This is a genomic window from Novosphingobium sp. B-7 (assembly GCF_000410615.1).
GTDB lineage: Bacteria > Pseudomonadota > Alphaproteobacteria > Sphingomonadales > Sphingomonadaceae > Novosphingobium > Novosphingobium capsulatum.
Genome location: NZ_KE148419.1, coordinates 24588 through 50704, shown reverse-complemented (window position 1 = coordinate 50704; position 26117 = coordinate 24588). Strand labels below are relative to the sequence as shown.

At 65.1% G+C, this 26117-nt stretch carries 20 protein-coding genes; 9 read left to right on the top strand and 11 right to left on the bottom strand.

Features of this window, described 5'->3' with window-relative positions:
- The 3 genes from H926_RS0118305 to H926_RS32650 all read left to right on the top strand — a co-directional run.
- Window positions 1-952: aldehyde dehydrogenase family protein (locus H926_RS0118305; protein WP_022677597.1), on the top strand; the 952-nt coding region annotated here is incomplete at its 5' end.
- A 78-nt stretch (window positions 953-1030) separates the two neighbouring features.
- Window positions 1031-2335, top strand: coding sequence for a nicotinate phosphoribosyltransferase (gene pncB, locus H926_RS0118300; protein ID WP_022677596.1), 1305 nt, complete (start codon window positions 1031-1033; stop codon window positions 2333-2335).
- A gap of 92 nt (window positions 2336-2427) precedes the next feature.
- Window positions 2428-2712: a hypothetical protein gene (locus H926_RS32650; protein ID WP_133726790.1), complete on the top strand. Its 285-nt coding sequence runs from the start codon at window positions 2428-2430 to the stop codon at window positions 2710-2712.
- 114 nt (window positions 2713-2826) lie between these two features.
- Here H926_RS32650 and H926_RS28735 read toward each other — a convergent pair whose 3' ends face one another.
- The gene (locus tag H926_RS28735; RefSeq protein WP_022677594.1) at window positions 2827-4221 is read right to left on the bottom strand and encodes a nicotinate phosphoribosyltransferase; all 1395 of its coding nucleotides are present in this window, start codon (window positions 4219-4221) and stop codon (window positions 2827-2829) included.
- Between the two features lie 149 nt (window positions 4222-4370).
- On the opposite strand from H926_RS28735, the gene H926_RS28730 reads away from it, so the two are divergent.
- From H926_RS28730 to H926_RS28725, 4 genes are read left to right on the top strand one after another with little or no spacing between them, the layout of a single operon-like run.
- Complete coding sequence (locus H926_RS28730) at window positions 4371-4892, top strand: 2Fe-2S iron-sulfur cluster-binding protein (RefSeq protein WP_022677593.1); 522 nt, start codon at window positions 4371-4373, stop codon at window positions 4890-4892.
- On the top strand, window positions 4889-5860 hold the full coding sequence (locus H926_RS0118280; protein ID WP_022677592.1) for a xanthine dehydrogenase family protein subunit M: 972 nt from the start codon (window positions 4889-4891) through the stop codon (window positions 5858-5860). Before H926_RS28730 ends, H926_RS0118280 begins: the two co-directional genes overlap by 4 nt.
- Window positions 5861-5865: 5 nt before the next feature.
- Entirely contained in the window at window positions 5866-8118 is a 2253-nt protein-coding gene (locus H926_RS0118275) for a xanthine dehydrogenase family protein molybdopterin-binding subunit (RefSeq protein WP_028658210.1), read from the top strand.
- A gap of 14 nt (window positions 8119-8132) precedes the next feature.
- Complete coding sequence (locus H926_RS28725; RefSeq protein ID WP_022677590.1) at window positions 8133-9230, top strand: catalase family protein; 1098 nt, start codon at window positions 8133-8135, stop codon at window positions 9228-9230.
- A 21-nt stretch (window positions 9231-9251) separates the two neighbouring features.
- On the opposite strand, the gene H926_RS0118265 is transcribed toward H926_RS28725, so the two are convergent.
- The 7 genes from H926_RS0118265 to H926_RS0118235 form a co-directional block, all read right to left on the bottom strand.
- Window positions 9252-11531: an FdhF/YdeP family oxidoreductase gene (locus H926_RS0118265; RefSeq protein WP_022677589.1), complete on the bottom strand. Its 2280-nt coding sequence runs from the start codon at window positions 11529-11531 to the stop codon at window positions 9252-9254.
- 121 nt (window positions 11532-11652) lie between these two features.
- Window positions 11653-13797, bottom strand: a complete 2145-nt coding sequence (locus H926_RS0118260) for a catalase (protein ID WP_028658208.1) — start codon at window positions 13795-13797, stop codon at window positions 11653-11655.
- A gap of 157 nt (window positions 13798-13954) precedes the next feature.
- Window positions 13955-14167: a hypothetical protein gene (locus tag H926_RS0118255; RefSeq protein ID WP_022677587.1), complete on the bottom strand. Its 213-nt coding sequence runs from the start codon at window positions 14165-14167 to the stop codon at window positions 13955-13957.
- Window positions 14168-14254: 87 nt separating this feature from the next.
- Window positions 14255-14869, bottom strand: coding sequence for a hypothetical protein (locus tag H926_RS0118250; RefSeq protein ID WP_022677586.1), 615 nt, complete (start codon window positions 14867-14869; stop codon window positions 14255-14257).
- Window positions 14870-15016: 147 nt separating this feature from the next.
- Window positions 15017-18610, bottom strand: coding sequence for an aminopeptidase N (locus tag H926_RS0118245; protein ID WP_022677585.1), 3594 nt, complete (start codon window positions 18608-18610; stop codon window positions 15017-15019).
- 20 nt (window positions 18611-18630) lie between these two features.
- Window positions 18631-19527, bottom strand: coding sequence for an ABC transporter ATP-binding protein (locus tag H926_RS0118240; protein ID WP_022677584.1), 897 nt, complete (start codon window positions 19525-19527; stop codon window positions 18631-18633).
- 93 nt (window positions 19528-19620) lie between these two features.
- Window positions 19621-20508 (bottom strand): LysR substrate-binding domain-containing protein, encoded by an 888-nt coding sequence (locus tag H926_RS0118235; protein ID WP_022677583.1) that lies wholly within the window; start codon window positions 20506-20508, stop codon window positions 19621-19623.
- A gap of 121 nt (window positions 20509-20629) precedes the next feature.
- Between H926_RS0118235 and H926_RS0118230 the strand changes: the two genes are divergently transcribed.
- Entirely contained in the window at window positions 20630-21385 is a 756-nt protein-coding gene (locus H926_RS0118230) for an SDR family NAD(P)-dependent oxidoreductase (protein ID WP_022677582.1), read from the top strand.
- Between the two features lie 66 nt (window positions 21386-21451).
- Here H926_RS0118230 and sigJ read toward each other — a convergent pair whose 3' ends face one another.
- Together sigJ and H926_RS0118220 are read right to left on the bottom strand one after the other, a co-directional pair.
- The gene (gene sigJ, locus H926_RS0118225) at window positions 21452-22294 is read right to left on the bottom strand and encodes an RNA polymerase sigma factor SigJ (protein ID WP_022677581.1); all 843 of its coding nucleotides are present in this window, start codon (window positions 22292-22294) and stop codon (window positions 21452-21454) included.
- A complete protein-coding gene (locus H926_RS0118220; protein WP_028658206.1) occupies window positions 22291-22743 on the bottom strand; it encodes a carboxymuconolactone decarboxylase family protein in 453 nt (150 codons plus the stop codon). Before H926_RS0118220 ends, sigJ begins: the two co-directional genes overlap by 4 nt.
- A 342-nt stretch (window positions 22744-23085) precedes the next feature.
- On the opposite strand from H926_RS0118220, the gene H926_RS0118215 reads away from it, so the two are divergent.
- Window positions 23086-25425: a transketolase gene (locus tag H926_RS0118215; protein ID WP_022677579.1), complete on the top strand. Its 2340-nt coding sequence runs from the start codon at window positions 23086-23088 to the stop codon at window positions 25423-25425.
- Between the two features lie 34 nt (window positions 25426-25459).
- On the opposite strand, the gene H926_RS0118210 is transcribed toward H926_RS0118215, so the two are convergent.
- Window positions 25460-25921: an Lrp/AsnC family transcriptional regulator gene (locus H926_RS0118210; protein ID WP_051146429.1), complete on the bottom strand. Its 462-nt coding sequence runs from the start codon at window positions 25919-25921 to the stop codon at window positions 25460-25462.
- Window positions 25922-26117: the final 196 nt, after the last annotated feature.

Here is a 26117-nt window from a genome sequence, read left to right as displayed (position 1 = left end):
CGCCGCGTGCGGCCTGCCCGGTGGCGTGTTCAGCCTGGTCCAGGGGCCGGGCAACGACATCGGCACCGCGTTGGTGGCCGATCCGGCGATCAAGGCGGTGGGCTTTACCGGTTCGCGCCGGGGTGGCCTGGCGCTGATGGCCGTGGCGGCCGCGCGGCCCGAGCCGATCCCGGTCTATGCCGAAATGTCGTCGATCAATCCGGTGCTGCTGTTCCCCGCCGCGCTGGCCGCCCGCGCCGAAGACCTGGGCAAGGCCTATGTCGGCTCGCTCAGCCTGTTTGCCGGGCAGTTCTGCACCAATCCGGGCCTGGTCATCGCGCTCGACAGCCCCGATCTCGATCGCTTCCTCGCCTCGGCCGCACAGGCGCTGGCCGGCGTTGCGCCGCAGGTCATGCTGACCGGCGCGATCGCGGCGGCCTATGCCAAGGGGATCGCCACGCTTGCTGGCAGCGAGGGCGTCACCGTCGTGGCCGCCGGAAGCGATGGCGATGCGCAACAGGGCGCCGCGCGCCTGCTCACTGTCGATGCCGCCCACCTGCTCGCCAATCCCGCGCTGACCGAGGAAGTGTTCGGCCCCTCGTCGCTGGTGGTCCGTGCGCAGAGCACCGAGCAGATCGCCCAGCTTCTCGAAGCGCTGGAAGGCCAGCTGACCGCCACGCTGCACCTGGATGAGGCGGACCATGCCCTCGCCGCCCCGCTCATCCCGGTGCTGGAACGCAAGGTTGGCCGCATCCTCGCCAATGGCTGGCCCACCGGCGTGGAAGTGAGCCGGACCATGGTCCATGGGGGGCCGTTCCCCGCCACCAGCGACGGGCGCACCACTTCGGTGGGCGCCATGGCGATCCACCGCTTCCTGCGCCCGGTCTGCTATCAGGCACTGCCCGATGCGCTGCTTCCCACCGCGCTGCAGGCCGCCAACCCGCTGGGCCTGCCGCGCCAGACCTTTAGCTGACCACGTTCCGCGCCTGCCCGCACAGCATGGTGGGCAGGCGCATCTTCCCATGCGCCGCCAATGGCGTATGGACGGGGCATGACGTTTACCGACATTGCCCGGCGCACTTACGATCACAATTTCCGGCTCGATCCGATCGTGCGCAGCCTGCTCGATACCGATTTCTACAAGCTGCTGATGTTGCAGATGATCCGGCATGTGCACCCGGACGTGGCCACAACGTTTTCGCTGATCAACCGCACCACCAGCGTGCGCCTGGCCGATGTGATCGACGAAGCGGAACTGCGCGCCCAGCTCGATCACGCGCGCACCGTGCGGTTTACCAAGAAAGAGCTGATCTGGCTGGCCGGCAACAGCTTCTACGGCCGCCAGCAGATGTTCGGCCCCGATTTCCTCGCGTGGCTGGCTGATTTCCGCCTGCCCGAATACGAATTGCGCCGGCACGATGGGCAGTTCGAACTGCATTTCGCCGGCCCGTGGACCCACACCACGATGTGGGAAATCCCGGCGCTGACGATCATCAACGAACTACGCTCGCGCGCGGCACTGCGCGACAAGGGCAAGTTCGCGCTCGATGTCACCTATGCCCGCGCCAAGGCCAAGCTGTGGAACAAGGTGGAGCAGCTGCGCACCCTGCCCGATCTGGTCCTTTCCGATTTCGGCACGCGGCGGCGCCATGGTTTCCTGTGGCAACGCTGGTGCGTCGAGGCGCTGAAAGAAGGCCTGGGCGAGCGCTTCATCGGCACGTCCAACGTGCTCCTGGCGATGGACGCCGATCTCGAGGCGATCGGCACCAATGCGCATGAACTGCCGATGGTTGCGGCGGCATTGGCGCAAAGCGATGCCGATCTCGCCCGCGCGCCCTATCGCGTGCTGGAAGAATGGCGCCAGCATTACAACGGCAACCTGCTGATTGCCCTGCCCGATGCCTTTGGCACCACTGCATTCCTGCGCCACGCGCCCGATTGGCTGGCCGGCTGGACCGGCTTTCGCCCTGACAGCGCGCCGCCCATTCCCGCTGGCGAACAGATCATCGCCTGGTGGCAGGCCCACGGCGTCGATCCGCGCCAACGCCTGCTGATCTTTTCCGACGGGATGGACGTGGACACGATCGAGCAGACCTATCGCCACTTCCACGGCCGCGTGCGGATGAGCTTTGGCTGGGGCACCAATCTCACCAACGATTTCCGCGGCTGCGCCCCCGATGGCGATACCGCGCTCGAACCTATCTCGCTGGTCTGCAAGGTCACCAGCGCCAATGGCCGCCCCGCAGTCAAACTGTCAGACAACCCCGCCAAGGCCACCGGCGATCCAGCCGAAATCGCCCGCTATCTGCGCGTCTTCGGCACCGAAGGCTTCGCGCCGGCGCCGATCAGCGTGTGAGCGATGGAGCGGCGTTTGAGCGCTGGGATGCGGCCAGTTGCGTGGATTGCAAACTGCGCTAGGATAGGTTCTCCAGCCGCAGGAAAAACGTTATGACCGATATCTTCGGCGCAATGTCGCAATTCATTTTATTCGCGATTCTGTATTTTTCTGTCAGGTTTTCTTGGAAGCGCAGCACAAGATTTGCGATTGGCATTTCACTCTGCGCCGTGTTCATCGGGCAATTTCTTTTCCCAATGCACTTTGTCGTTCGATCCGCGGTAGGAAAGCCGCTCGAAATGACCCTGCGACTAGCCAACTTGCTTGTCATAATCCTTTATGTAATTCATCCAGTGCGAGCCCGTCGTCGCGCTTCAGCACCGGAAATTGACCGCTAAGCTCCAAAACCGTACGAGCGAGTTCCACGCGCCCGCATGCGCTTGCTTATTTCAAACGGAATAGCTGGTCCCCGGATCAAGTCCGGGGTCCCGCTTGATCTTTTGCATGAGCGGCTACCCACCCAATCCTGCCTTGGCCCGCGCGCGCACGGCGTCGAATGTATGCCGCACCAGCATTTCGCCATTGCGCCACACCGGCACCAACAGGTCATCACCGGGCGCCACCGCATCGCGCCGCGCGGCGACCATCGCGCCATCGCGCAGCACCACCGCCTGGCGCCCGGCCTTGCTGGCCTTGGCGGGATCGGTGGCAGGATGCTTGAACACGTCATGCCACACGCCGTGCGCATCAAGCATGGCATTGGCTTTCATCGCAAAGCGCAAGGTATCGCGGTTGACCTTCTGCAACAGGCCGGCGCCCATGCCAAAGGCGATGTTGTCGATGGCAAAGCCTGCCGCGATCAGCCGCTCGATCAACCGGCCAATGGTTTCGGCGGTCATGCCATCGCCCTGGATCACCCGCACATGGGGGTCGAGCACGCGAAAGCCTTTGGCGTTGGTTGTGCCGCCAAAGGCATCCCATAGCGTGGCGATCGTGCGCAGCGGGGTTTCGATCGGATCGCCGCTGTCGGGGCGGACCACTAGGGTCCCCTGGCGGGCCAGCACATGGTCGCGCAGCGTGCCGCCCCAGATGCCGCGCACCGCCGCATCGAGGTCATAGCTGTCAGATACCACGGCGACTAACCGCCCAGGCCCATCGAACGCATCGAGCATGGTGCGATAGGCGTCTGCCTCGCGCGCTTCGCCCCAGCTGGTCATCGTGCTGTGTTCGGCCGCCGGAATGGAAAAGCCGGGCATGTCTGCCCCGTAATAACGCCGCGCGGCGAGCAGCCCTTCCATCGTGTCGGTGCCCTGGAAGTTGACGAGGTGCGCCAGGCCGCCCAGTCCGGCGCTTTCCCCGCTGCTCACCCCGCGCGCACCGAAATCGTGCAGCTTGAACGGCAATTGCCCGTCCACGTCCTCGCTCGTTTGCTCCAGCCCGGCGCGGATCACCTGGCGGCATTGCCAGCTCATCGTGGCAACCGTGCTGGGATACCACACCGCGCGCAGCAGCGCGGTTTCGACAAAGGTGGTGAGCCAGGGCATGCGCGGATCGGTATTTTCCACCTGCACCAGCGGCACGCCCGCCGGCACCACGCTGCCTTCGGGCAAGGCGCGGATTTCCAGCGGCAGGTGGCCGCCGTGGTCATCCACGATCGCCTGCCATCCGGCGCGGTTGAACGGCACCCCATGCGCGACGCACACCGCCTCGGCCTCCTCGATATCCGCCCCGGTCACCGCGCGGCCCAGGTAATCGATCAGATAGGGTTGCAGCCCGAGGAACAGGACCACATCGCTCGCCCCGCCGGGCCGCGCCTCCACATAGGCGCTGATCACCCGCGCTTCGGGCGGATATTGGCGAAAGTGGCTGTGCTTGTAGCTGTCGGTGGCCAGGATCGGATTGGTCATGATGGGTATTTCCCTCACACGCCAGGCCACGCGCGGCAAGCCCTGCGCACGCGGCGGCCGCTGCCCTTTCTGCATGGTGCAGGATCGTTGCAGCCTGTTGCGCGTTCGAACCGCACATTCTTCCCCCAAGACGAGGACCGCCCCCGGCCATGGCCCCCACTTTGCCAACCGCGCACGTCAACGGCCAGCCGCAGACGCTGCCCCTAGACCCCCGCCGCACCCTGCTCGATTGGCTGCGCCACGATCTGGGCCTGACCGGCACCAAGAAAGGCTGCGACCATGGCCAGTGCGGCGCCTGCACCGTGCTGGTCGATGGCAAGCGCATCAATTCCTGCCTCTCGCTGGCCGCGCTGCATGATGGCGACAGCATCGAAACGATCGAGGGCATCGGCACGCCCGACGCGCTTGCCCCGCTGCAGAAGGCGTTCGTATCGCATGATGGCTATCAGTGCGGCTATTGCACACCGGGGCAGATCTGTTCGGCCAAAGCGCTGATGGCCGAACTGGCCCAAGGCTGGCCCAGCGCGGTCAGCGCCGATGTGGCCGCCCGCCCCACCCCCACCGCCGAAGAACTGCGCGAGCGGATGAGCGGCAACCTCTGCCGCTGCGGTGCCTATTCCAACATCATCGCCGCGCTGGAAGAAGTCATCGGGGCGGAGGCGCTGGCATGAAGCCCTTCACTCTCGATCATGCCGCAAACGCAGCGGCCGCGCTCAGCGCCATGGGCCAGGGCGCGACGGCGATTGCCGGCGGCACCAACCTGGTTGATCTGATGAAGCTGCAGGTGGCGACGCCCGAGCGCCTCGTCTCGATCCGCCGCACCGGGCTCGACAGCATTGTGCCCGATGGCACGGGCCTGCGCATCGGCGCTCTCGTCACCAATGCCGATTGCGCAGCAGACATGCGCGTGCGCCAGGATTGGCCAATGCTGGCCCAGGCGATCCTGGCCGGCGCCAGCCCGCAGCTGCGCAACCGCGCCACCACCGGCGGCAACCTGTGCCAGCGTACCCGTTGCGGCTATTTCTATGATACCACGCAGGCCTGCAACAAGCGCGCGCCCGGCAGCGGCTGCGCCGCGCGCGACGGTTTCAACCGCATCCATGCCGTGCTCGGCACCAGCGATGCATGCATCGCCACCTATCCCGGCGACATGGCCGTGGCCTTGCTCGCGCTTGATGCCGTGGTCCTGACCGAAGGCCCGTTCGGCCCCCGCCAGATTCCGCTGGCGATGTTCCACCGCGAGCCGGGCGATGACCCGACGCGCGACAACGTGCTGCAGCCCGGCGAGCTGATCACGGCGGTGCGCCTGCCCGCTCCGACCGGCGGAACCCAAGTCTATCGCAAGGTGCGCGATCGCGCCTCCTATGCCTTTGCCCTCGTGTCCGTCGCGGCAGACGTGACCATGGACGAAGGCCGCATCGCGCGCTGTGCGCTGGCCTTTGGCAGCCTCGGAACCGTGCCGTGGCGTGACAGCGCCGTGGAAGCAGCGCTGATCGGGGAGAAGCCCTCGCCCGCGCTGTTCGACCAGGCGGCCGAAATCCTGCTGCGCCAGGCGCGCGGGTTTGGCGCCAACGATTTCAAGATCCCCCTTGCCGCGCGGGCCCTGGCCGCGACGCTGGCCCAAGCGACGAAGGGTTGAACACCATGCACCTCCCCCTGTCAGACATGTATAACCAGCCCGACGAACGCAACCTGCTCGACCATATGCGTCAAGGCGTGATCGGCCAGCCGCTCGATCGTCCCGAAGGGCCGCTCAAGGTCAGCGGCACGGCGACCTATGCCGCCGAATGGCGCATCGATGGCTGCGTCGAAGGCGTGCTGGTCTTGGCCAGCATTTCCCAGGGCCAGGTCAGCAGGATCGACCGCGACGCCGTGCTCGCGCGCGAGGGCGTGATTGCGGTAATCGCCGATCCGGCGATGACGCGGCGCCCGGCGCAGGGCATGGCGGCGAAGGCGCCGCAACAGGATGCGGCGAAGGTCGAATACTTTGGCCAGCCCGTGGCGCTGGTGGTGGCCCAAACCTTTGAGCAGGCGCGCGACGCTGCCCTGGCCCTGCCGATCGACTATACCGACGCCGACGGCGATCCCGTGCCGTTCGATCCGTCCGCGCCGGGTGTGAAGGTGGAAGCGCCATCCAGCAGCAAGCCGGTTGAGGGCGGTGACCTTGACCAGGCAATGCAGGACGCGGCCTTTTCCGTCGACGTGGAATACGACACCCCCGGCCACGCCAGCGCCGCGATGGAGCCCCACGCCACGATCGCGCAATGGCAGGGCGACAGCCTGATCCTGCACGGCAGCTATCAGATGCTGTCCTACAACGTGAAGGAAATTGCCGACTGCCTGGGCCTCTCGGCCGACAAGGTGCGGATCATCGCACCCTATGTTGGTGGCGGTTTCGGCTCCAAGCTGGGCATCACCCATGAAGCGGTCGCGGCTGCAATCGCCGCGCGTGAATTGGGCCGCCCGGTGCGCGTGGTGATGAGCCGGCAACAGGTGTTCCAGACCGTGATGCGCCGCTCCGAAACGCGGCAGCGTGTGCGCCTGGCGGCCGATCCCGCCGGCCGGTTGATCGGCCTGGGGCATGAAGCACTGGTATCCAACCTGCCCGGGGAAAAGTTTGCCGAGCCGGTCACCCAGGCAACCGAGTTCCTTTATGGCGGCGAAAACCGCCTGCTAAAGGTGGAAGTGGCGCGGATCAGTCGCATGACCGCCGGATCGGTGCGCGCGCCGGGTGAAGCGGTGGGCATGCAAGTGCTCGAAGCGGCGATGGACGAACTGGCCGAGAAGATCGGCATTGATCCGATCGAACTGCGCAAGCGCAATCTGCCGGCCGAAGTTCCGGTGGCCGGCACGCCCTATTCGTCGCGCATGTTGACACAGGCGCTGGAACAGGGGGCTGAAGCGTTCGGGTGGCGCGCGCGCCAGGACCGTCCCTGCCAGACGCGGGACGGCGATTGGTGGATCGGCATGGGCGTGGCGAGCGCCGCGCGCGTCAACATGATGGTTCCGGCCAAGGCCCAGGTCACACTCAAGGCAGATGGCAGCGCGGTGGTGGAATCAGACCAGACCGATATCGGCACCGGTTCCTATGCCATCCTTGGCCAGATCGCCGGCGAAATGCTGGGCCTGCCAATGGCGCGGGTTGACGTGAAGTTGGGCGACACCGTCCACCCGGCCGGGGCCGGTTCGGGCGGCAGCTTCGGCGCCATCTCCACCGGTTCGGCCGTGATGTATGCCTGCGAGGCGATCCGCGCCAAGCTGGCCAAGGCGCTGGGTTGCGAAACTGAAGACCTCGCCTTGAAAGACGGCATGGCCAGCGGCGGCAACGCATCACCTCGCGCGCTGCGCGATCTGCTGAACGGTGAAGACATCGCGGAAACCGGCACGATCAAGCCCGGCAAGACGGCCAAGGCCTTTTCCCAGGCCAGCTACGGCGCGTTCTTTGCCGAGGTGGCGGTCCATGCCTTCACCGGCGAGGTACGCGTGCGGCGGATGACCGGCGCGTTTGGCTTTGGCCGCGTGCTCAATGCCAAGACCGCGCGCTCGCAATGCCTGGGTGGCATGGTCTGGGGCATCGGCAGCGCGCTGACAGAGGAGCTGGCGTTCGATACCCGCGACGGGCACCTCGTCAACCATGACCTGGCCGAATATCACGTGCCGGTGCATGCCGACGTGCCGGCGATCGAGGTGATCCTGCTGGAAGAACGCGATGCCGCGGCCAGCCCGCTTCAAGCCAAGGGCGTGGGCGAACTCGGCATTTGCGGCGCAGCCGGCGCGATTGCCAACGCGGTCTATAATGCCTGCGGCGTGCGCGTGCGCAGCTTCCCGCTCACGCTCGACAAGATCCTGCCGGCCCTGCCCGATCCCTTCGCTCGCCGTGCAGACGCTGCGCTTTGAAAGGAATTCCGTCGATGACCAATCCCCCCATCGCCTACTCTGCCGACCTCGAACAGATCGAAGACAACGAAGCGGAAACCGACGCCTCGTTGGAAAAGTCGTTCGATCATATCCTCGAAACCACGGCGCAGGACTATGGCCGGCCGGTGCGCGCGGTTCATGCCAAGGCGCACGGCCTGTTTGAAGGCACGTTCACCGTCGATGCCAACCTGCCGCCCGAGCTTGCCCAGGGGCTGTTTGCCCAGGCGGGCCGTTATGACGCGGCGCTGCGCATCTCCACCAATCCGGGTGATATCCTGGATGACAATGTCGTGCTGCCCCGTGGCCTAGCACTGAAAGTGGAAGGGGTGCCGGGGGCCTACCTGCCAACCGCGGAAGGGGACGCGCAGGACTTCCTGTTCGTCAACGGCCCGGTGTTCGCGACGGCGCGGGCCGATCAGTTTGCCGGCAAGCTCAAACTGCTGGCCGCCACAACTGATCGCGCGCCTGGTGCCAAGGTGGCGCTGTCAACGGTGCTGGGCTTCATCAACAGTGCGCTGGGCAAGGTTGGCCTGGAATCAAGCGCCCTTGCCGCCATGGGTGGCGCGCCGCAGGTTCACCCGCTGGGCGAAACCTATTTCTCCACCACCCCGTTCCGCTATGGCGCGCACGTTGCCAAGTTCCGCCTGCGCCCGCTTTCCCCCGCGCTCACCGCGCTGTCAGGCAAAGTAATCGACACCAGCGGCCGCCCCGATGGCCTGCGCGAAACCATCCGCGAGGATGCCGCGAACCTGACCGGCGAATGGGCGTTCGAAGTGCAGCTGCTGCGCGATCTCGATCGCCAGCCAGTGGAAGATGCCAGCGTGGAATGGCCCGAGGAGGTCTCGCCTTTCGTGCAGGTGGCGACACTGCGCGTGGAGCCGCAAGACAGCTGGAGCGCCGACAAGGTGCAGCGGATCGATGAAACCCTGCACTTTTCGCCTTGGAACGGGCTGGAAGCGCACCGTCCGCTCGGCGGTATCAACCGCGCGCGCCGGCGCGCCTATCGCCATTCGGCTGATTTCCGGGTGGCAGCACAGCAAGGCTGCCCCGTGGCGCATGGCGAGGCGCCGGCATCCGAACCGGCCGCCTGACGGCGGCCGTAATGCGGCCGGTCAGGCCTCGATCCTGACCGGCACGCCCTTCGATGCCGGCGTGTCCGACAGCTTTTCGCGCAGCGACAGCGGCACCAGGGCATTGAGTTCGGGGAAATAGCCCGCCACCGTGCCCGCCGGCAGGTCATAGGGCACGACCTTGAGCCCGCCCACCGCACGGCGCGTGGCCGGATCGGCGGCCGTCACCAGGGTGATGCGCTGCCCTTCGGCGAGGCCCAGCCGGGCGATTTCCTGCGGCGCCATCAACGCGATCGTGCGCTCTCCCGAAAGCCCGCGCAGCCGGTCGTTCATGCCATAGACCGTGGTGTTGAACTGGTCGTTTGACCGCAAGGTGACCAGGCGCAGCGTATCGTCTGCCTCATCCTGCGGGCCGGCGTTGAGCACGCTGGGGTCGGTAAACTCGGCCCGCCCGCTTTGCGTATGCCAGACCCGGCGGCGGGCATCGTTGCCGCGGAAAAACCCGCCGGGCTGATGCATGCGCCGGTCCATGTCGAAGAACTCCTTGGGATAGGTCCGCGCGATCAGATCGCGAATGCGCGCATAATTTCCGCGCCAGGCATCCCACTGCCAGCGCGGGTTTTCCGGCAGGCTGGCCTTGGCCAGTTCGCAGATGATCGCCGTCTCGCTCAGCAGGTGCTCGCTCGCCGGCTTGCGCTTGCCCATCGAGCTATAGATGTGGCTGAAACTGTCCTCGATGCTGACGAACTGGTTGCCGCTGTCCTGGATATCCTCTTCCGAGCGGACCAGGCAGGGCAGGATCCAGCTTTCCTTGCCCGGCAACAGATGGGTGTGATTGAGGCGGGTGGCGATGTGCACTGTCAGGTCCATCTCGCGCCAGGCGGCGTGGATCTGGCCGTGGTCCGGCACGGCCATCGCCAGATTGCCGCCCAGCCCCACATAGACCCGGTTCTTGCCGGCCTGCAGCGCTTCCAGGAACTTGGCCGTGTTGTGCCCATCCTCTGGCGGTGTCTCCAGCCCCAGCACGGTGCGATAGGTTTCCACCGGCGCCAGCGCCACCTTTTCGGTGATGCCCACGGTGCGCTGGCCCTGCACGTTGGAATGGCCGCGAATGGGCGAGCAGCCTGCGCCCGGCCGCCCGATGTTGCCGCGCAGCAGGAGCAGGTTGACCAGCATGCCGATCGCTTCGCTGCCGTGCACCTGCTGGGTCAGCCCCATGCCATAGATGCCGATCACCGCCTTGGCATCGGCATAGACATCGCCGGCTGCTTCCATCTCGGCGCGGGTCACGCCGCTCGCCACCTCCAGCGCGTCCCAGCCGGTAGCATCCAGCTTGGCCCGGAAAGCCTCGAAACCATGGCAATGTGCGTTGATAAACTGTTGATCGAGCAGGCCCGCTTCTCGCTCGGCACGCGCCAGCACATGCTTGCACACGCCCATCAGCGCGGCGATATCGCCGCCAGGACGCACCTGCAGGTAAAGATGGCTCAGCCGCGTCGCCTTGCCCGTCAGCATTTCCAGCGGGCTTTGCGGATTGACGAATTCGACCAGCCCCGCTTCCTTGAGCGGGTTGAACGTCACGATCTTGCAGCCGCGCTTCACCGCCTGTTGCAGCGGATGCAGGATGCGCGGCGAATTGGTGCCCGGATTCTGGCCTAAGTAAAAGATCGCGTCGCACTGCTCCAGGTCTTCCAGCTGGCAGGTGCCCACCGGCGAACCGATCACCTTCTTGAGGCCGACCGAGGTGGTCTCGTGGCACATGTTGGAACTGTCGGGCAGGTTGTTGTGCCCCAGCATGCGCGCGAATGCGGCATAGAGATAGCTCGGCTCAAGCGCCGCCTTGCCGCTGGCGTAGAATGTCATCGCCGCAGGATCGATCTGGCGCAGCCGCGCGCCGATCGCGGCAAAGGCTTCTGCCCAACTGGCGCGCAGGTAGCGGTCGCTGGCAGGGTCATAGCGCAGCGGCTCGGTCAGGCGGCCTTCGCGCTCAAGCTCATTGGCGCTTAGGCCCCACAGCGAACTGACGGTGTGCTGTTCAAAGAATTCGGGCGTGCAGCGCGCGCTGGTCAGGTCCCACAGCGTTGCCTTCGCGCCGTTTTCGCAGAACTCGAACTTGGCCGGCGTCGGCGGCTTGATCCACGCGCACGAGGTGCAGGCCGTGCCATCCGGCTTGTTGAGATGCGCCAGTGTTTCCAGCGCGCCGGGGCCCGCTCGCTGCGACAGTTCGGTGGCGGCAATCCCTTCCAGCGATCCCCATCCCCCGGCCGCTTCGGGCACCTCGATCGCTTGTGCCTTGGCTTCCGGGGTCTGGGGCTCGGTCATGATAGGCTCATCCTGTCTCAAGGGTCGGCGGCACAAAGAAAATTCAATGGATCACAACGGCCATCACCCCGGATTTGATCCGGGGTGATGGTAACGTTTCACTCTTTTACCGCTTACGGGATCACGCCAGGGCACGGACCTTTGGCTCGCGGGCAAAATGCCGCACCGGGCCAACCGACATCAGGTCGGCATTGGGCACCACGCCATCGTCCTTTTCAACGCCGGCCTTGTCCAGGATCACCTGGGTGCCGGGGCAATGGGCAATCGTCTTGCAATGGCCATAGGCGTCCATGAACCATTGCACCGCTGCGCCTTGGCGGGCCAGTTCGGCTGCCGCTTCGGGCATCAGGACCGAGGCGACCGCATCGAACATGACCGAGGGCGAACCATCAAGCTGCCCATCGGCCTTGAGCGTGCCGCCCTTGACGGCAATGCCACCCACCTTCGGCGCCACCAGGAATACCGATCCGCCGGCACCCTCGATGTCTTTCTTGAGCGTGTCGATCGCCGCCTTGTCCGATCCTTCCGCAAACAGGATGCCCACCTTGCGGCCTTCAAAGGTCTTGCGCGCCTGCTTTTGGATCGACAGCGCGTCTGACGGCTTCATCGCCGTCGGCGCACGCGCGGCGGGTGCCTTTTCCGGCAGGTCCATCGCCAGGCCCTCGGCCACGCGGCTGGCCAGTTCCTCGTCCACATTGCGCAGGCGCGACAGCACACGCGTGCGGATATGCTCCAGGCTTACCTTCGACAGTTCGAACACCAGGGCAGAGGCGATATGCGCCTGCTCGCTTTCGGTCTGCGAATGGAAGAACAGCGCAGCCTGGCTATAGTGATCGGCGAAAAGCTCGGGCCGCACGCGCAGCTTTTCGGTGGGATCGTTGCGCTCGCCGTTTTCCCGGAACGAGGTGAACCCGCTATCGGGATCGGCGCGTGGCCCGCTGGCTTCGCCCGCTTCATTCAGCGAGTTCGGCTCGTAATTGGCGCGGCCGGTGGGCACCAGCGTCTGCATCAGGCCATCGCGCTGCATGTTGTGGAACGGGCATTTGGGCGCGTTGATCGGGATCTGGTGGAAATTGGTCGTGCCCAGGCGCGATTTTTGGGTGTCGAGGTAGGAAAACAGGCGGCCCTGAAGCAGCGGATCGTTGGAAAAATCGATGCCGGGCAAAACGTTGGTGGGCAGGAAGGCCACCTGCTCAGTCTCGGCAAAGAAATTGTCGACATTGCGGTTCAGGGTCATGCGCCCGACGATTTCCACCGGCACGTCTTCCTCGGGCACCAGCTTGGTCGCGTCTAGCACGTCATAGGGCTGCTTGGCCGCCCATTCCTCGTCGAACACCTGCACGCCCAGATCCCAAGCGGGATAGGCGCCGCTGTCGATCGCTTCATAGAGGTCACGGCGGTGGAAATCGGGGTCGGCACCGGCGATCTTCACGGCTTCGTCCCAGATCAGCGACTCCAGGCCCTGCACCGGCTTCCAGTGGAACTTGACGAAGCGGCCCTTGCCCTTGGCATCAACCAGGCGGAAGGTGTGGACGCCGAACCCTTCCATCGTGCGCAGCGTGCGCGGAATGGCGCGATCGCTCATCGCCCACATGATCATGTGCATGGATTCCGGCATCAGGCCGACGAAATCCCAGAACGTGTCATGCGCGCTCGCCGCCTGGGGATAGCCGCGATCCGCCTCCATCTTCACCGAGTGGATCAGGTCGGGAAACTTGATCGCATCCTGGATGAAGAACACCGGGATGTTGTTGCCAACCAGGTCCCAGTTGCCCTCGTCGGTGTAGAACTTGACGGCAAAGCCGCGCACGTCGCGCGGGGTATCGACCGAGCCAGCCCCGCCCGCGACGGTTGAAAACCGCACAAACACCGGGCAGGTCTTGCCCGTTTCCTGGAACAGCCCCGCCTTGGTCAATTCGGGGATCGCGCGGGTCACTTCGAACACGCCGTGTGCGCCCGAGCCGCGCGCGTGAACGATGCGCTCAGGGATACGCTCGTGATCGAAGTGGAAGATCTTTTCGCGCAGGATGAAGTCTTCCAGCAGCGCCGGGCCGCGTGCGCCGGCCTTGAGGCTGTTCTGGTTGTCGGCCAGGCGGTGGCCAAAGTTGTCGGTCAGATAACCATCGGCCGGGGCACCCGCCGCTGCATCCTGATGCGTTTCCCCGCCGGTGCCGGCGCGAGTTTCGTATCCTGCGTTTCCGGCGCCGGGTTGATGGTCATGCAGCGCGTTGTCCTGCGCGGGCGAAGACTTGGGGGGCTTGGTCATGGTCATAGTCCTTTTACCGGCGGCAGGCGCGAGCGTTCACCCGGACAAAGCGGCAAAAGGCTTCGCCCGGCAGCAGACGCCAAAAATGAAACGGGTGCGTTCAGTTAAAGCGAAACCCCGTTCCGATGCCGGAACGGGGGCTTGTTTGGGTATCACATTAAACGGCGGGAGCGCGGCGAGCCTGGCGCTTGTCCATGTAGCGCTTGGCCAGCAGACCACCGGCCGCTGCCGCCACAAAGCCCACAGGGCCCAGGCGGCGCAGCACGGTGGCAGCGGCCACGCCCAGCAGAGCACCGCTGCCTTCGCTCATCCCGGCGGTGCGCTCTGCAATCTTCTTGCCGACCACGGCGGAAACGATCTTGCCAATCACGGGGCGCCCTTTCGATCTGGGGAAATTCAAGGACTTTAACGCCTGCGTGCGGCCATCGTTCCACGCCGTGCGCCGGTTGGCGGCAGATCAGACCTTCTGGCCGACACCGGGCGCGGGAACGGCCGGTGCCTCTGCCTTGGCGGGGATTGCCTGGCTATTGGGCTTGACCGTGCTGCAACTGTCGGACGCCGCCTGGGTTACGCGCGGGGCCGCATGCGCGCCGCCTTCAGAGCTGTACGATACCGTGCGGGTGCAGCCCGAAGCGTCGGTCGTGCTCGACACATAGGTCATGTGCACGCCCTTGGGCAGGTTGGTCATCCCCGCCACCGTCATGCCCGGCATGCCGTCTGCCGGCGCGGCAGTGCCCTGGGCCATGGCAGCGCGCTGCATCAGCGCGGCTTGCTGCATCATCGCGGCGGCCTGCTGATCGAGCATCGCCGAAACCAGCGCCATGTGGGCAAAGGGATCAGCCGCCATCAAGGCCTGCTCGTCGGCCGCGGGATCAACGCCAGCGTCCCTCGCGGCCACCGGCTGGATCGCAATGCGCGGCGCGACAGCGCCGTGGTACTGTACCTGCGCCACCGTGCCATCGGGCAGATTGACCAGCATCGTGTGCAGATCATTGGTTGCCGCCTGGGCCGCGCAGGCGCCAGCTACGCTCAAGGCTGCGGCACCGATCACAAACTTGGGAAATCCTGGCATGGATATCGCTCCTTGTGCTTGTTTGCGCGGGAAATCTCCGCAATCGGGCTGAACGCGCGATGAAGCAGCAAAGGCGATGCGACGGGCTGTGAAGCAGTGGCGCCCCACGCCACGCCAGCAAGCGCGGCATGGGGCGACAGGGGATCATCAGCCGCCCGTGACGGCGATGACATTGTCATCGCTCTTGCGGTCGATGAACGTGTTGTAGGGATCGACCCCGGCATAGGCCGGCTTGCGGCGGCTGGTCAGCACGATCGTGCTGGTGCCGTCGTGCAGGCGGTGGCGCTCCATGGTGATGACATCGGCCTTGCCAAAGGCGCCCTCGCCCGGCTGCGCGGTGAACAGGCCAATGTCGACATACTGATCGAGCGGCACGGGGGTGCTGGCGCCCTTGCCATCGTCGCGCGCCATGCTGGCGCTGAGCGTCAGCGTGGTCTGCCAGGTGCCATCGGCACGGCGCTGGGTTTTCGCGCTGTCCGCCTTGAAATCCCACACCGTGATGGTTTCCAAAAGATCACGCACCAGCGCATGTTCCTGCGGCGTCCGCGCCAGCGCGTGGAAGCCGCGCACCAGATCCATCGAGGTGGAATAAGGCGGCCCCTGAAAGCGATAGCGCGCCAATATCTGGCGCAGCATGGCATTGACCCGCGCTTCGCCCAGGCGGTCCTGCAGCAGGTAGAGCGCGACCGCGCCCTTGCGATAGTGGATATAGGGCTGGTCTTCCACGCGGGCCAGCGGCACTTCCTCCACCGCTTCACGCCCGCGCGAAGAAAGGTAGCGATCGAGTTCATAGCGCAGGAAGCGGCGGATCTTGTCCGGCCCGTAAAGCTGCTTCATCACCATCAGCGCTGAATATTGCGCCAGCGTTTCGACCATCATCGTCCCGCCCTGCATTTCCGCGCTGATTTCCTGGTGGGCCCAGTACTGGTGCGACAACTCGTGCGCGGCGACATAGGTGGCGTAGTCGATCTTGTCGGGATCGCTGAAATCACCCAGGAACCCGATCGATTCCGAAAACGGCATCGTGCCGGCAAAGGCCTGGGCAAAGCTGGCATAGCCGGGAAATTCAACAATGCGGGCATAATCGAACTGATAAGGCCCGAAATTGCTGCGATAATAGCCCAGCGCCACGCGCGCGGCGCGCTGCAGGCGGGCGACGTTGTAGGCATGCTGGGGATCGTAATAGATCGAGACCTGTACGCCATCGGCATCGCGGGTGTCGATCGCATAGCGGGCCGACTGGATCGACCAGAAGTTGAGGATGGGCACACGCGAGACAAAGCGCGCGGTGCGCTGCCCGCTCGCCACCGCATCGGCCACCTTGTCGCCCGGCGCCAGCGGCACCTGGTCGGCGGCGGTGGTGACGGTGATGTCGCTCGTCACCCAGCTGGCGTTGGCGATGTAGTTGAACCGCCGCGCGCCCTGGTCTTCCAGCTTGGGCATGCGGTGCTCTGCCGGCAGCCCGTGTTCGCGGCGCTTGACCGGATCGCTCAACATGGCCGCGCGCTGGATGCCGATCGTGGGCGCGATCTCGCTGGAATCGAGGAACGTGCCATTAGCCAGCAGGCGCGTGTCATCGCCCAGCGGGTTGATACCCTGCTGCCAGCGCCGCACGCGGAAATGCAGCCGCGTGGTGGCGCCCGGCGCCAGCGGGTGATCGAACGTGAAGAAGCGCACCTGGCGCCGATCATCGTCATGGCTCACCCGCGCGCCATCGATCGTCAGTGCCAGCACATCGCGATCGTGCTGCGGCAGCATCAGGTGCACGGTGGACAGCGGCGCGCCGGTGCTGTTGACCAGGTCATAGGTGCCCTCCGCGTCCATCCGCGGCGTGGCCGGATCGATGCGGACCTTGAGCGCGATATGCGTGACGCTCGGCTCGGGCGCATATTCATAGCGGGCATAGAGCTTTTCCAGGTCGGCCGCGTCGATCTCCTGCTGCGCGCCGTTTTCGTAATGGTTGCGCACGTCCATCTGATAGTAGAGCCAGGCGCCGGTTGCTGCCATGCCGGCCAGCGCGGCCAGGATCAGGCCGCCGGCTGGGCTGCGCAGCCGGCGCAGCGCCTGGCGGCTGCGCGCGCCGACGCCATCGTTGGCGCCGCGCGGCCACAACAGGTGCGCTGCCGCCATCAGCGCCACCAGCAGCAGTCCCGAATAGAGCCGCAGCCACCAGTTGGTGGCCCAGCCCACCCGCGCGCCGTTGATGTCGGTCAGCGGATTGGGCACGCTCGAGGCATATTGGTACAGCGGGTGGTCCCAATGCATCGCCGAGGCGACGATGCCGAACACGAACCACACCAGCAGCAAGCCCCAACCGACATACTTGCTGGGCGAAACCACCTGAAGGAACACGGCCAGACCGGCCAGCAACACCATATCGGCCGTGGTCGGCACCAGGTACCACCACAGATATTGCCCCAGGGCGATCGCGGTAAAGCCATTGGCCAGTTGCACGCCAATGCCCACCAGCGTGCCCAGCGCCACGGTGATGAACAGCACCAGCACCAGCGCCAGCACCTTGGGCAGCAGCAAGGCCCAGCTGGGCAAGGCGCTGGCATCGATGATCGCGCTGATCCGCCGCTCACGATCGCGCCAGACCAGTTCGCCGGCATAGAACCCGGCGATCACGATCGGCCCCAGCGTGAACGCGCTGCGCAGCGCCATGATCTGCAGGAACGTGGCAGGATAGCTCTTGCTGCCATACATGCTGTCGCTGAAGCTCAAGGCCGCCAGCGCGTTGATCGCACCCACTGCCACCAGCACCAGGAACGCCGGGCTGCGCAGGATCATCCGCGCCTCGAACGTGATGCGCGCGATCAGGCGCGGCCATTGCGCGCGGGCCTGGTCAGGATCGGGCAGCCGGCTTACCCGGTTGGGCGTGGCAGCGGCAAGCTTGCGCGCGCGCCGTGCTTCGCGCCGCAACTGGCGCTTGCTCGCCGCCGGGGTGGCAAAGCTAAAACGCCACCATGCCAGCGCCAGCGCTGCAACCGTGACAGCGAGCCAGATGGCGCGGTTTTCCATCATCAGCGCGGAAAACGGAAAAGGCTGCGCGTTGATTTCCGCCAGCGTCCAATAGCGGGTTTCGAGCGCGATGCCGACAACGCCGAACGGATCGGTGAGCGCCGCCAGCGTGCGCAGATCGGGATGGCTGGCGAGGATGCCGCGCGTCACGCCCCAGACCAGCAGGCTGGCCACCACCGCCACATAGGTTGCCATCATCGAGCGGGTGAGCGTGGCCACGGCAAAGAAAAACGCCGCACTCCACAACAGCGTGGGCATCGCCACCAGCACGAAGGGGCGCAGATAGGTGCCGAGCCGGTTGGGCCCGATCGTTTCGGGATCGAGCCAGGGCATCAGCGAACCGACGAAGCTGCCCAGCGGCACCGCGGCAAAGACCAGCAGCGAGACGAGATAGGCCCCGGCAAAGCGGCCGAACAGGTAATCGCCCTTGCGCACCGAGGTTGCCCGCACCAGCGGGCCAAAGCCGCTGTCATCATCGCGCACGATCACGTTGGCGACGAATGCCGTGGTGGAAAACAGCGCAAAGATGGTCATCACACCCTGGGTCATCGCCAGGGACAGCGTGCCGTTTTGCCAGGCATTGTCGGGCGTGCCGCCGATCGAGATCTGGCTCGAGGCCATGGCGCCAAACGAGAGGAGGAAGAACAGCGCGAACACCACCCAGAACACCGGGCTGCGCAACTGATAGCGGATTTCGAACGCGGCGATGCGGCCAAGCATGTCTGTGCCCCCTTGCCCGCTCAGGCGACGACGGCCGCCGGCGCGGGTGCGCGCGCGGCAAGCAGCGTCGAGAAATAGACATCCTCAAGCCCGCCGGGAACGGCGGTGAAGCCCTCTCCCGGCGCCGTGTCGGCAATCACGTGCACCACGGTGCGGCCACCACGCAGGCGGGTGGAGATGACGCGGTGCGCCGCGCTGATCGCGGGCAGATCGGCGCGATCGATCGCGCGCTCCCACACCTGGCCAGCCAGGGCGCCGATCAGGGCGGTGGGCGCGCCTTCCAGCAGGATCTGCCCCTTCCCCAGGATCGCCATGCGTGGGCACAGGTCGGTCACGTCGTCCACGATGTGGGTCGACAGGATCACCACCACGTTCTCGCCGATTTCGGCCAGCAGATTGAGGAAGCGGTTGCGCTCTTCAGGATCGAGTCCGGCAGTCGGTTCATCGACGATGACCAGGCGGGGATTGCCGATCAGGGCTTGGGCAATGCCAAAGCGCTGCCGCATCCCGCCCGAATACCCCGCCACGGCCTTGCGCCGCACGTCCCACAGGTTGACCTGGGCGAGCAGCGTCTCGACCGTGTCGCGCCGCTCGCCCCGCCCGGCGATACCCTTGAGCACGGCCATGTGATCGAGCAGGTCATAGGCACTGACGCGGGGATAGACGCCGAAATCCTGCGGCAGATAGCCAAGCTGGCCACGGATCGCCTGAGGATCGCCGACCACGTCGATGCCGTCGAACATGATCCGCCCGCTGGTGGGGATCTGCAGCGTGGCGATGGTGCGCATCAGGGTGGACTTGCCCGCGCCATTGGGCCCGAGCAGCCCGAACATGCCCTTGGGAATGGTCAGGCTGACGGCATCGAGCGCGCGCGTGCCATTGCCATAGACGTGGGAAACCCCCTGAAGTTCAAGCATGATCTGATGTGCCCTGCTGCCGTGATCGAACCGCGGCAGGCTAGGCAGGGCACCGCCACTTGGCAAACCCCGCTCGACGAACGCCTTGGTCGATCATTTGGGAAAGGTCGCCGCGAGGTGATCGATCAACGCGCGCACCGCCGGCGGCAGCCCCCGCCTGGTGGTGAAGACCAGGTGCACGATGCCGATCTGCGCGCGCCACTGCGGCAGGACATGCACCAGTTGCCCCTGGCGCAGCGCCTCTGAACACACGTGATCGGGCAGCAGCGCCACGCCCAGGTTGCGGATCGCGGCGGCGCGCACGGCGGTAAAGTCGCTGCAGGTCATGCGGGGCTCGTGCCGCAGGCGGTGGGTTGCGCCATCAATGTGCTCCAGCTGCCATTCCACCTCGCCAATTTCGTCAGAAGTGCCCAGTGTCGGCATCGTGGCCAGCCCAGCTGGATCCGCGCCCATGCTTTCTGCCAGCTGTCGGCCGGCCACGAGGATACGTGCCGAGGTGCCCAACGAACGCATCGTCAGCGCCGCATCGCTGGTCAAGGCCACGCGGACGCGCAAGGCAAGGTCGATACGTTCTTCGATCAGGTCGACGGCGCGGTCGCTGGCGATCACCTGCAGGCGCACGCGGGGATAGCGGGCGAGAAATCCGGGCAGAATATCCGACAGGATCTCGACCAGGCCGGTCGGGCAACTGAAGCGCACGCGGCCATGCGGTTCGGCCTGCGCCTCGGCCACCAGGGCGACGGCCTGCTGCGCCTCTGTCATCATGGCACGGCAGCGTTCGTAAAATGCCTGGCCGACGTCGGTCACGCGAAAGCGGCGGCTCGATCGCTCGATCAGCCTTACGCCCAGCCGCGCTTCGAGAGCAGCGACACGGCGGCTCAACTTTGACTTGGGTTCGCGCAGGGCACGGCCCGCCGCGGCAAAGCCGCCATGCGCCACCACCTCGGCAAAGTAGGCATAGTCGTTGAGGTCTTCGCGCATCAGCGTTCCTTTGATGCAACGATACGTATCAATTTTGCTGACTACAGCCAATATCGTTGCACACTTATGTGCTTTTTCACCGGCGCAGCATGGCGCCGCTCCAACCAACAGGAGATGAAAGATGGCACAGGATTTCAACAACAAGGTGGTGGTGGTCACCGGCGGCACATCGGGTATCGGATTGGCCACGGCGCAGGCGTTCGCAGCAGCTGGCGCAGCGGTGTTCATCACCGGACGCCGCCAGGAAGCGCTGGATGCGGCAGTCAAGGCAATCGGCGGGCGGGTTACCGGCGTTCGCGGCGATATGTCGCAACTTGCCGATATCGATCGCCTTTACGATGCCGTTCAACAGCAGCACGCCCAGATCGACGTGCTCTTCGCCAATGCTGGCGGCGGCAGCTTCGCCCCGCTTGGCGCAATCAGCGAGGAACATTATCAGCAGACCTTCGACACCAATGTGAAGGGCGTGCTGTTTACCGTACAAAAAGCGCTACCCTTGCTGCGCGATGGCGCTTCTGTCGTTCTTACCAGTTCGACCGCGGCGATCACCGGCACCGCAGCGTTCAGTGTCTATTCCGCGACCAAGGCGGCGGTGCGCAGTTTCGCACGAAACTGGATGCTCGACCTTAAGGACCGCAAGATCCGCGTCAACGCCGTCAGCCCGGGGCCGGTCGAAACGACGGGACTGGTCGAACTGGCAGGACCAGACGCGGCATCGCAGCAGGGCCTGCTCGATTTCATGGCAGGACAAGTTCCGCTCGGCCGGGTTGGCCAACCCGATGAAATCGCCAAGGCTGTCTTGTTCCTCGCTTCGGACCAAGCAAGCTTCATCAACGGCATCGAACTGTTCGTCGATGGCGGCATGGCCCAGATCTGAACCGCAAATGCGGGGCGCGCTGCAATTGGCGGTGCGCCCCGCGCGGCTTAGGCAAGGGGCAAAGGCTCAATGCACGCGCGTCAGCTTGTCGGGATTGCGGATGACGTAGATGGCCTGGATGTGCCGGCCCTCCACCAACAGGGCCGTGGTCTGCAGCAAGCCATCGGGCTCTCTCGTGATAAAACCCGGCAGGCCGTTGATCGTGGTGAACCGCACCAGTTCGGAAGGGGCGCGGCGCAGCCGTATCAGCGCCGCCTGGGCGCGCAGATATTCGCTGGCGCCTTGCAGGATACGCGCCACTGCGGGGCGCTTGCCGCCGCCATCTGCATGGAACTGCACGTCCTGGGCCAGCAACATGCTCAGTTGCGCCATGTCTCCCTTCTGCGATGCCTCGAAAAAGGCAGCGGCGATGGCCTTGCCGTGTTGGTGATCGATCGGGAACCTTGGCCGGGCATCACGCACATGCCCCCGCGCGCGGCTGGCAAGCTGGCGGCAGGCGGGCACATCGCGATCCAGCACCAGCGCGATATCCTCGAACCGCTCTCCAAACAGGTCATGCAGCAGAAAGGCTGCCCGCTCGAGCGGGGAAAGCCGCTCGAGCGCCAACAGCAGCGGCAGGGTCACATCGTCATCGAGCGCGTCATCCACGGCCGGTTCGGGCAGCCACGGCCCGACATAGATTTCGCGCTGGACCCGCGCCGATTTAAGGTGATCGAGGCACAGCCGCGTGACGATGCGGCGCAGAAACGCGGCCGGCACTGCCACCTCTGCATGATCCACTGCCTGCCAGCGCACGTAGGCATCCTGCACCACGTCTTCGGCATCGGCAATCGTGCCCAGCATGCGATAGGCAACACGCAGCAGGGTGGATCGCTGCGCGTCAAAAATCTCGCCCGCCGTCTGGCTCATTTCCAGCCCAGTTCCGGCGCATAGAAATTGAAACCGACCGCCAGGCGGTTCCATCCGTTGATCACATCGATCGCCAGCGTCAGTTGCACTTGCTCGGCCGGGGTGAACTGCGCAGCCAAAGCGGCATGGACGGCATCGGGCGCGCGACTGGTCGCGATCTGCGTCATGTGTTCGGTCCAATCCAGCGCCGCGCGTTCGCGATCGGTGTAGCACGGCGCATCACGCCATGCAGCCACCAGATGGATGCGCTGCTCGGTTTCGCCAGCCTTGCGCGCATCAGACGTGTGAATATTCAGGCAGTTGGCACAGCCATTGATCTGCGAGGCGCGGATTTTCACCAGTTCGAGCAGTGGCTTTTCCAGGCCGCATTCCGCCACTTTCTGCGAATAGGCAAACCAGGCTTTGAAAATGTCGGGCGCGGCGGTGTAGAGATTGAGGCGCGGGGTCATGGTCAGCATCCTTTCGATAGGGATGCCATCATGACGAACCCGCTCCACGCTTTGTGACATGGGCACTGGATTTTACTGCTCCACCTGCAAACACGCGAAGGCTGGCGGCCTTCGTGCGGGACGGACCAGGTGCTGCTTCCGAGCGGAATCGCCATACCCTCAAACTCGCTCGCGATACCGAAGCATTCCGATGGCATCGGCGAAAATCCGGCAATATTTCCTATCAATCACAATGCATATTGGCAGGATATGCCATTTCAGACGATTTAAGGGCAATCCTTTCGCAAGGACATGCCCTGCCACGCAGCGCTAGAACCTGTCGCTCCACATCAGGACACGCTCATGGACACGACGATTTCCCCTTCCCGGCAGGACACGATCAGCGCGCTGGAGCATCTCGACACGCGCCTGTTGTGGCTTTCGTCGTGGATGATCCACAATGCCAACCATCTGCGCCCCAAGCGCGATGGCCTGAAAGTGGGTGGCCATCAGGCCAGTTGTTCGTCGATCACCGCGATCATGGCGGCGCTCTATTTCCATGCGCTGCGTCCGCAGGATAAAGTGGCGGTAAAGCCGCACGCCGGACCGGTGCTGCACGCCATCCACTATCTGCTGGGCAACCAGACGCGCGAGCGGATGGAGCGGTTTCGCGGCCTGGGCGGCGTGCAGAGCTATCCCAGCCGCACCAAGGACAACATTCCGGTCGATTTCTCCACCGGCTCGGTCGGCCTGGGCGTGGCAGTGACGGCCTTCAGCAGCCTGGTGCAGGATTATCTCATCGCGCATGGGCAACTGCGCGAGGAAGACGCCGGGCGCATGATCGCGCTGATGGGCGATGCTGAACTCGATGAAGGCAATATCTACGAATGCCTGATCGAGGGCTACAAGCACGACCTGCGCAACTGCTGGTGGATCGTGGACTACAATCGCCAGTCGCTTGACGCCACCACGGCCGATCGCATGTTCCGCCGCTTCGACGATATCTTCGAAACCTGCGGCTGGCGCGTCATCACGCTCAAGTATGGCAAGATGCAACTGGCCGCCTTCGCGCGGCCGGGCGGCAAGGCGCTGGAAGAGTGGATCGACAGCTGCCCCAATGCCGAATTCGCGGCGCTGACCTATCAGGGCGGCACGGCCTGGCGCGAGCGGCTGCTGGCCGACATTGGCCACAAGCCCAACGTGAAGACGCTGCTCGACAGCTATGACGATGTCGAGCTGGCGCGGCTGATGACCAACCTGGGCGGCCATTGTGTCGAAACCCTGATGGATGCCTTCGACGCCGCGCAGGACGATCGCCCCACGCTGTTCATCGCCTATACGGTCAAGGGCCACGGGCTGCCGCTCGCCGGCCACAAGGACAACCATTCGGGGATGATGAACCCGGCGCAGATGGAGCAATTCCGCCTGAGCCTGGGCATTGCCGAGGGCAACGAGTGGGAGCGGTGGGGCGCGCTCGGCGACAATGTCGCCACCGATCTCAAGGCCTTCGTGGCCAATTCGCCAATCGCCCGGACCAAGGCTGAACCGGTTGCGCCTGCCGTTCCCGTTCCGGCAATCCCCGCGCCCGAGGGCGCCGACCAATCGACGCAGGCCGCGTTCGGGCGCATCCTGCTCGAATTGGCGAAATCGGGCGAGCAACTGGCCGATCGCATCGTGACCACGGCACCCGATGTTACCCAAACGACCAACTTGGGCGCCTTCGTCAACCAGCGTGGGCTGTTCCGGCGTCAGGAACTGGCGGACGTGTTCCACAAGGCCAAAATCCCTTCGGCGCAGAAGTGGGCGCAGCATGCTGCTGGCCAGCACATCGAGCTGGGCATTGCCGAAAACAACTTCTTCCTCATGCTCGCGTCGCTGGGCCTGGCCGCGCCGCATTTCGGCACCCGCCTGCTGCCGGTCGGCACGGTCTATGATCCGTTCATTGCGCGCGGCCTCGATGCGCTCAACTATGGTTGCTATTCAGACTCGCGCTTTCTGCTGGTGGGAACGCCATCGGGCCTGACGCTGGCCGCAGAGGGCGGCGCGCACCAATCGATCAACACCCCGCTGATCGGCATGGGGCAACCCAACCTCACCTATTTCGAGCCGGCCTATGCCGATGAACTGGCGGCGATGATGGCGTTCGCGTTCGATCACATGCAGCAGGTCGATGGCGGCTCGGTCTATCTGCGCCTGACCACGCGCGCGATCCCGCAGATCACGCGCACAGATGACAGCTGGCGGGAAGACGCCTTGAAGGGCGGCTACTGGCTGCGCCGCCCCGCCGACGGCGCGGATGCGGCGATCGTGTTTACCGGCGTGGTGGCCACCGAAGCGCTCGCGGCCTGGGAACAGCTGGTCGATGATATCCCGGGCCTGGGCCTGCTCAACGTGACTTCGCCCGACCTGTTGCATCGCGGCTGGTCGGAACGCCACGCGACACGCTGGACCACCGGATCGCCAGCGCCCTGCCATGCCGAAACCCTGCTGGCACCGCTTGCGCCGGGCGCCGGCCTGGTGACGCTGATCGACGGATCGCCCGGCGCGCTGTCGTGGCTTGGCGGCGTAAAGGGCATGCGCGTCAGCCCGCTCGGCACCGACCGTTTTGGCCAGACCGGCGATCTGCCCGATCTTTACCGCGAATACCGGCTGGACAGCGAAGCCGTCATCGATGCCGCGGCAGAACTGTTCCTGGGGCAATGACGTGGCAAGCGAGGATGCCGTTTGGGTCCATTGCCTAGATTGGCAGCGCGGTCTTGTAGACCACCGGCCGCAGCGCAAAGCTGGTGGTGACCTGCGAGACCCCCTCAATGCGCGTCAGCTTCTGCCGCAGGAAATCCTCGAAGGCGCCCAGTGAATCGAACAAGGCGCGCAACTGGTAATCGCAATCGCCCGACATCAGGTAGCATTCCATGACTTCGGGAAAAGAGGCCACCGCTGCTTCGAACTGGGCCAGATGGCGATCGTCCTGCCGGTCCAGCCGCACGCGAATGAAAGCGGTGACCGGCAGGCCAACCGAGATCGGATCGACCAGCGCGACATAGCGGAAGATCACGCCGTCGCTTTCCAGGGCGCGCAGCCGGCGCAGGCACGGAGAGGGCGAGAGGCCAACCTGTTCGGAAAGATCCTGGTTGGTCATCCGCCCGTCGCTTTGCAGGGCGTTCAGAATGCGGCGATCGATCTGGTCCATGATTGTCATTCCATGCTCAGCCCATGATTGAGCATGGATGTTTCAAAAATAGACCTGAACGGCAAGATGCTGCCGCATTTTTGAGATTTCGGGCTATTACCTGGAAGGCCCCGCCCTCCCCCCTTTCCGGCCGCGCGTCCTGATGATCGCGACCGGTTCGGGGATGGACTGCGGGCTGGCCAGCCAAGCCGCCTTGCGGCCCGCG

What these genes read in the sequence shown, in the direction of transcription:
- H926_RS0118215 (WP_022677579.1), top strand. Translation starts at nt 23,086, where the DNA reads ATGGACACGACGATTTCCCCTTCCCGGCAGGACACGATCAGCGCGCTG.
- H926_RS0118220 (WP_028658206.1), bottom strand. Translation starts at nt 22,743, where the DNA reads ATGACCCCGCGCCTCAATCTCTACACCGCCGCGCCCGACATTTTCAAA.
- H926_RS28725 (WP_022677590.1), top strand. Translation starts at nt 8,133, where the DNA reads ATGACCAATCCCCCCATCGCCTACTCTGCCGACCTCGAACAGATCGAA.
- H926_RS0118275 (WP_028658210.1), top strand. Translation starts at nt 5,866, where the DNA reads ATGCACCTCCCCCTGTCAGACATGTATAACCAGCCCGACGAACGCAAC.
- H926_RS0118260 (WP_028658208.1), bottom strand. Translation starts at nt 13,797, where the DNA reads ATGACCAAGCCCCCCAAGTCTTCGCCCGCGCAGGACAACGCGCTGCAT.
- H926_RS0118280 (WP_022677592.1), top strand. Translation starts at nt 4,889, where the DNA reads ATGAAGCCCTTCACTCTCGATCATGCCGCAAACGCAGCGGCCGCGCTC.
- H926_RS0118240 (WP_022677584.1), bottom strand. Translation starts at nt 19,527, where the DNA reads ATGCTTGAACTTCAGGGGGTTTCCCACGTCTATGGCAATGGCACGCGC.
- H926_RS0118230 (WP_022677582.1), top strand. Translation starts at nt 20,630, where the DNA reads ATGGCACAGGATTTCAACAACAAGGTGGTGGTGGTCACCGGCGGCACA.
- H926_RS28735 (WP_022677594.1), bottom strand. Translation starts at nt 4,221, where the DNA reads ATGACCAATCCGATCCTGGCCACCGACAGCTACAAGCACAGCCACTTT.
- sigJ (WP_022677581.1), bottom strand. Translation starts at nt 22,294, where the DNA reads ATGAGCCAGACGGCGGGCGAGATTTTTGACGCGCAGCGATCCACCCTG.
- H926_RS0118235 (WP_022677583.1), bottom strand. Translation starts at nt 20,508, where the DNA reads ATGCGCGAAGACCTCAACGACTATGCCTACTTTGCCGAGGTGGTGGCG.
- H926_RS0118250 (WP_022677586.1), bottom strand. Translation starts at nt 14,869, where the DNA reads ATGCCAGGATTTCCCAAGTTTGTGATCGGTGCCGCAGCCTTGAGCGTA.
- H926_RS0118210 (WP_051146429.1), bottom strand. Translation starts at nt 25,921, where the DNA reads ATGACAATCATGGACCAGATCGATCGCCGCATTCTGAACGCCCTGCAA.
- H926_RS28730 (WP_022677593.1), top strand. Translation starts at nt 4,371, where the DNA reads ATGGCCCCCACTTTGCCAACCGCGCACGTCAACGGCCAGCCGCAGACG.
- H926_RS0118245 (WP_022677585.1), bottom strand. Translation starts at nt 18,610, where the DNA reads ATGCTTGGCCGCATCGCCGCGTTCGAAATCCGCTATCAGTTGCGCAGC.
- H926_RS32650 (WP_133726790.1), top strand. Translation starts at nt 2,428, where the DNA reads ATGACCGATATCTTCGGCGCAATGTCGCAATTCATTTTATTCGCGATT.
- H926_RS0118265 (WP_022677589.1), bottom strand. Translation starts at nt 11,531, where the DNA reads ATGACCGAGCCCCAGACCCCGGAAGCCAAGGCACAAGCGATCGAGGTG.
- pncB (WP_022677596.1), top strand. Translation starts at nt 1,031, where the DNA reads ATGACGTTTACCGACATTGCCCGGCGCACTTACGATCACAATTTCCGG.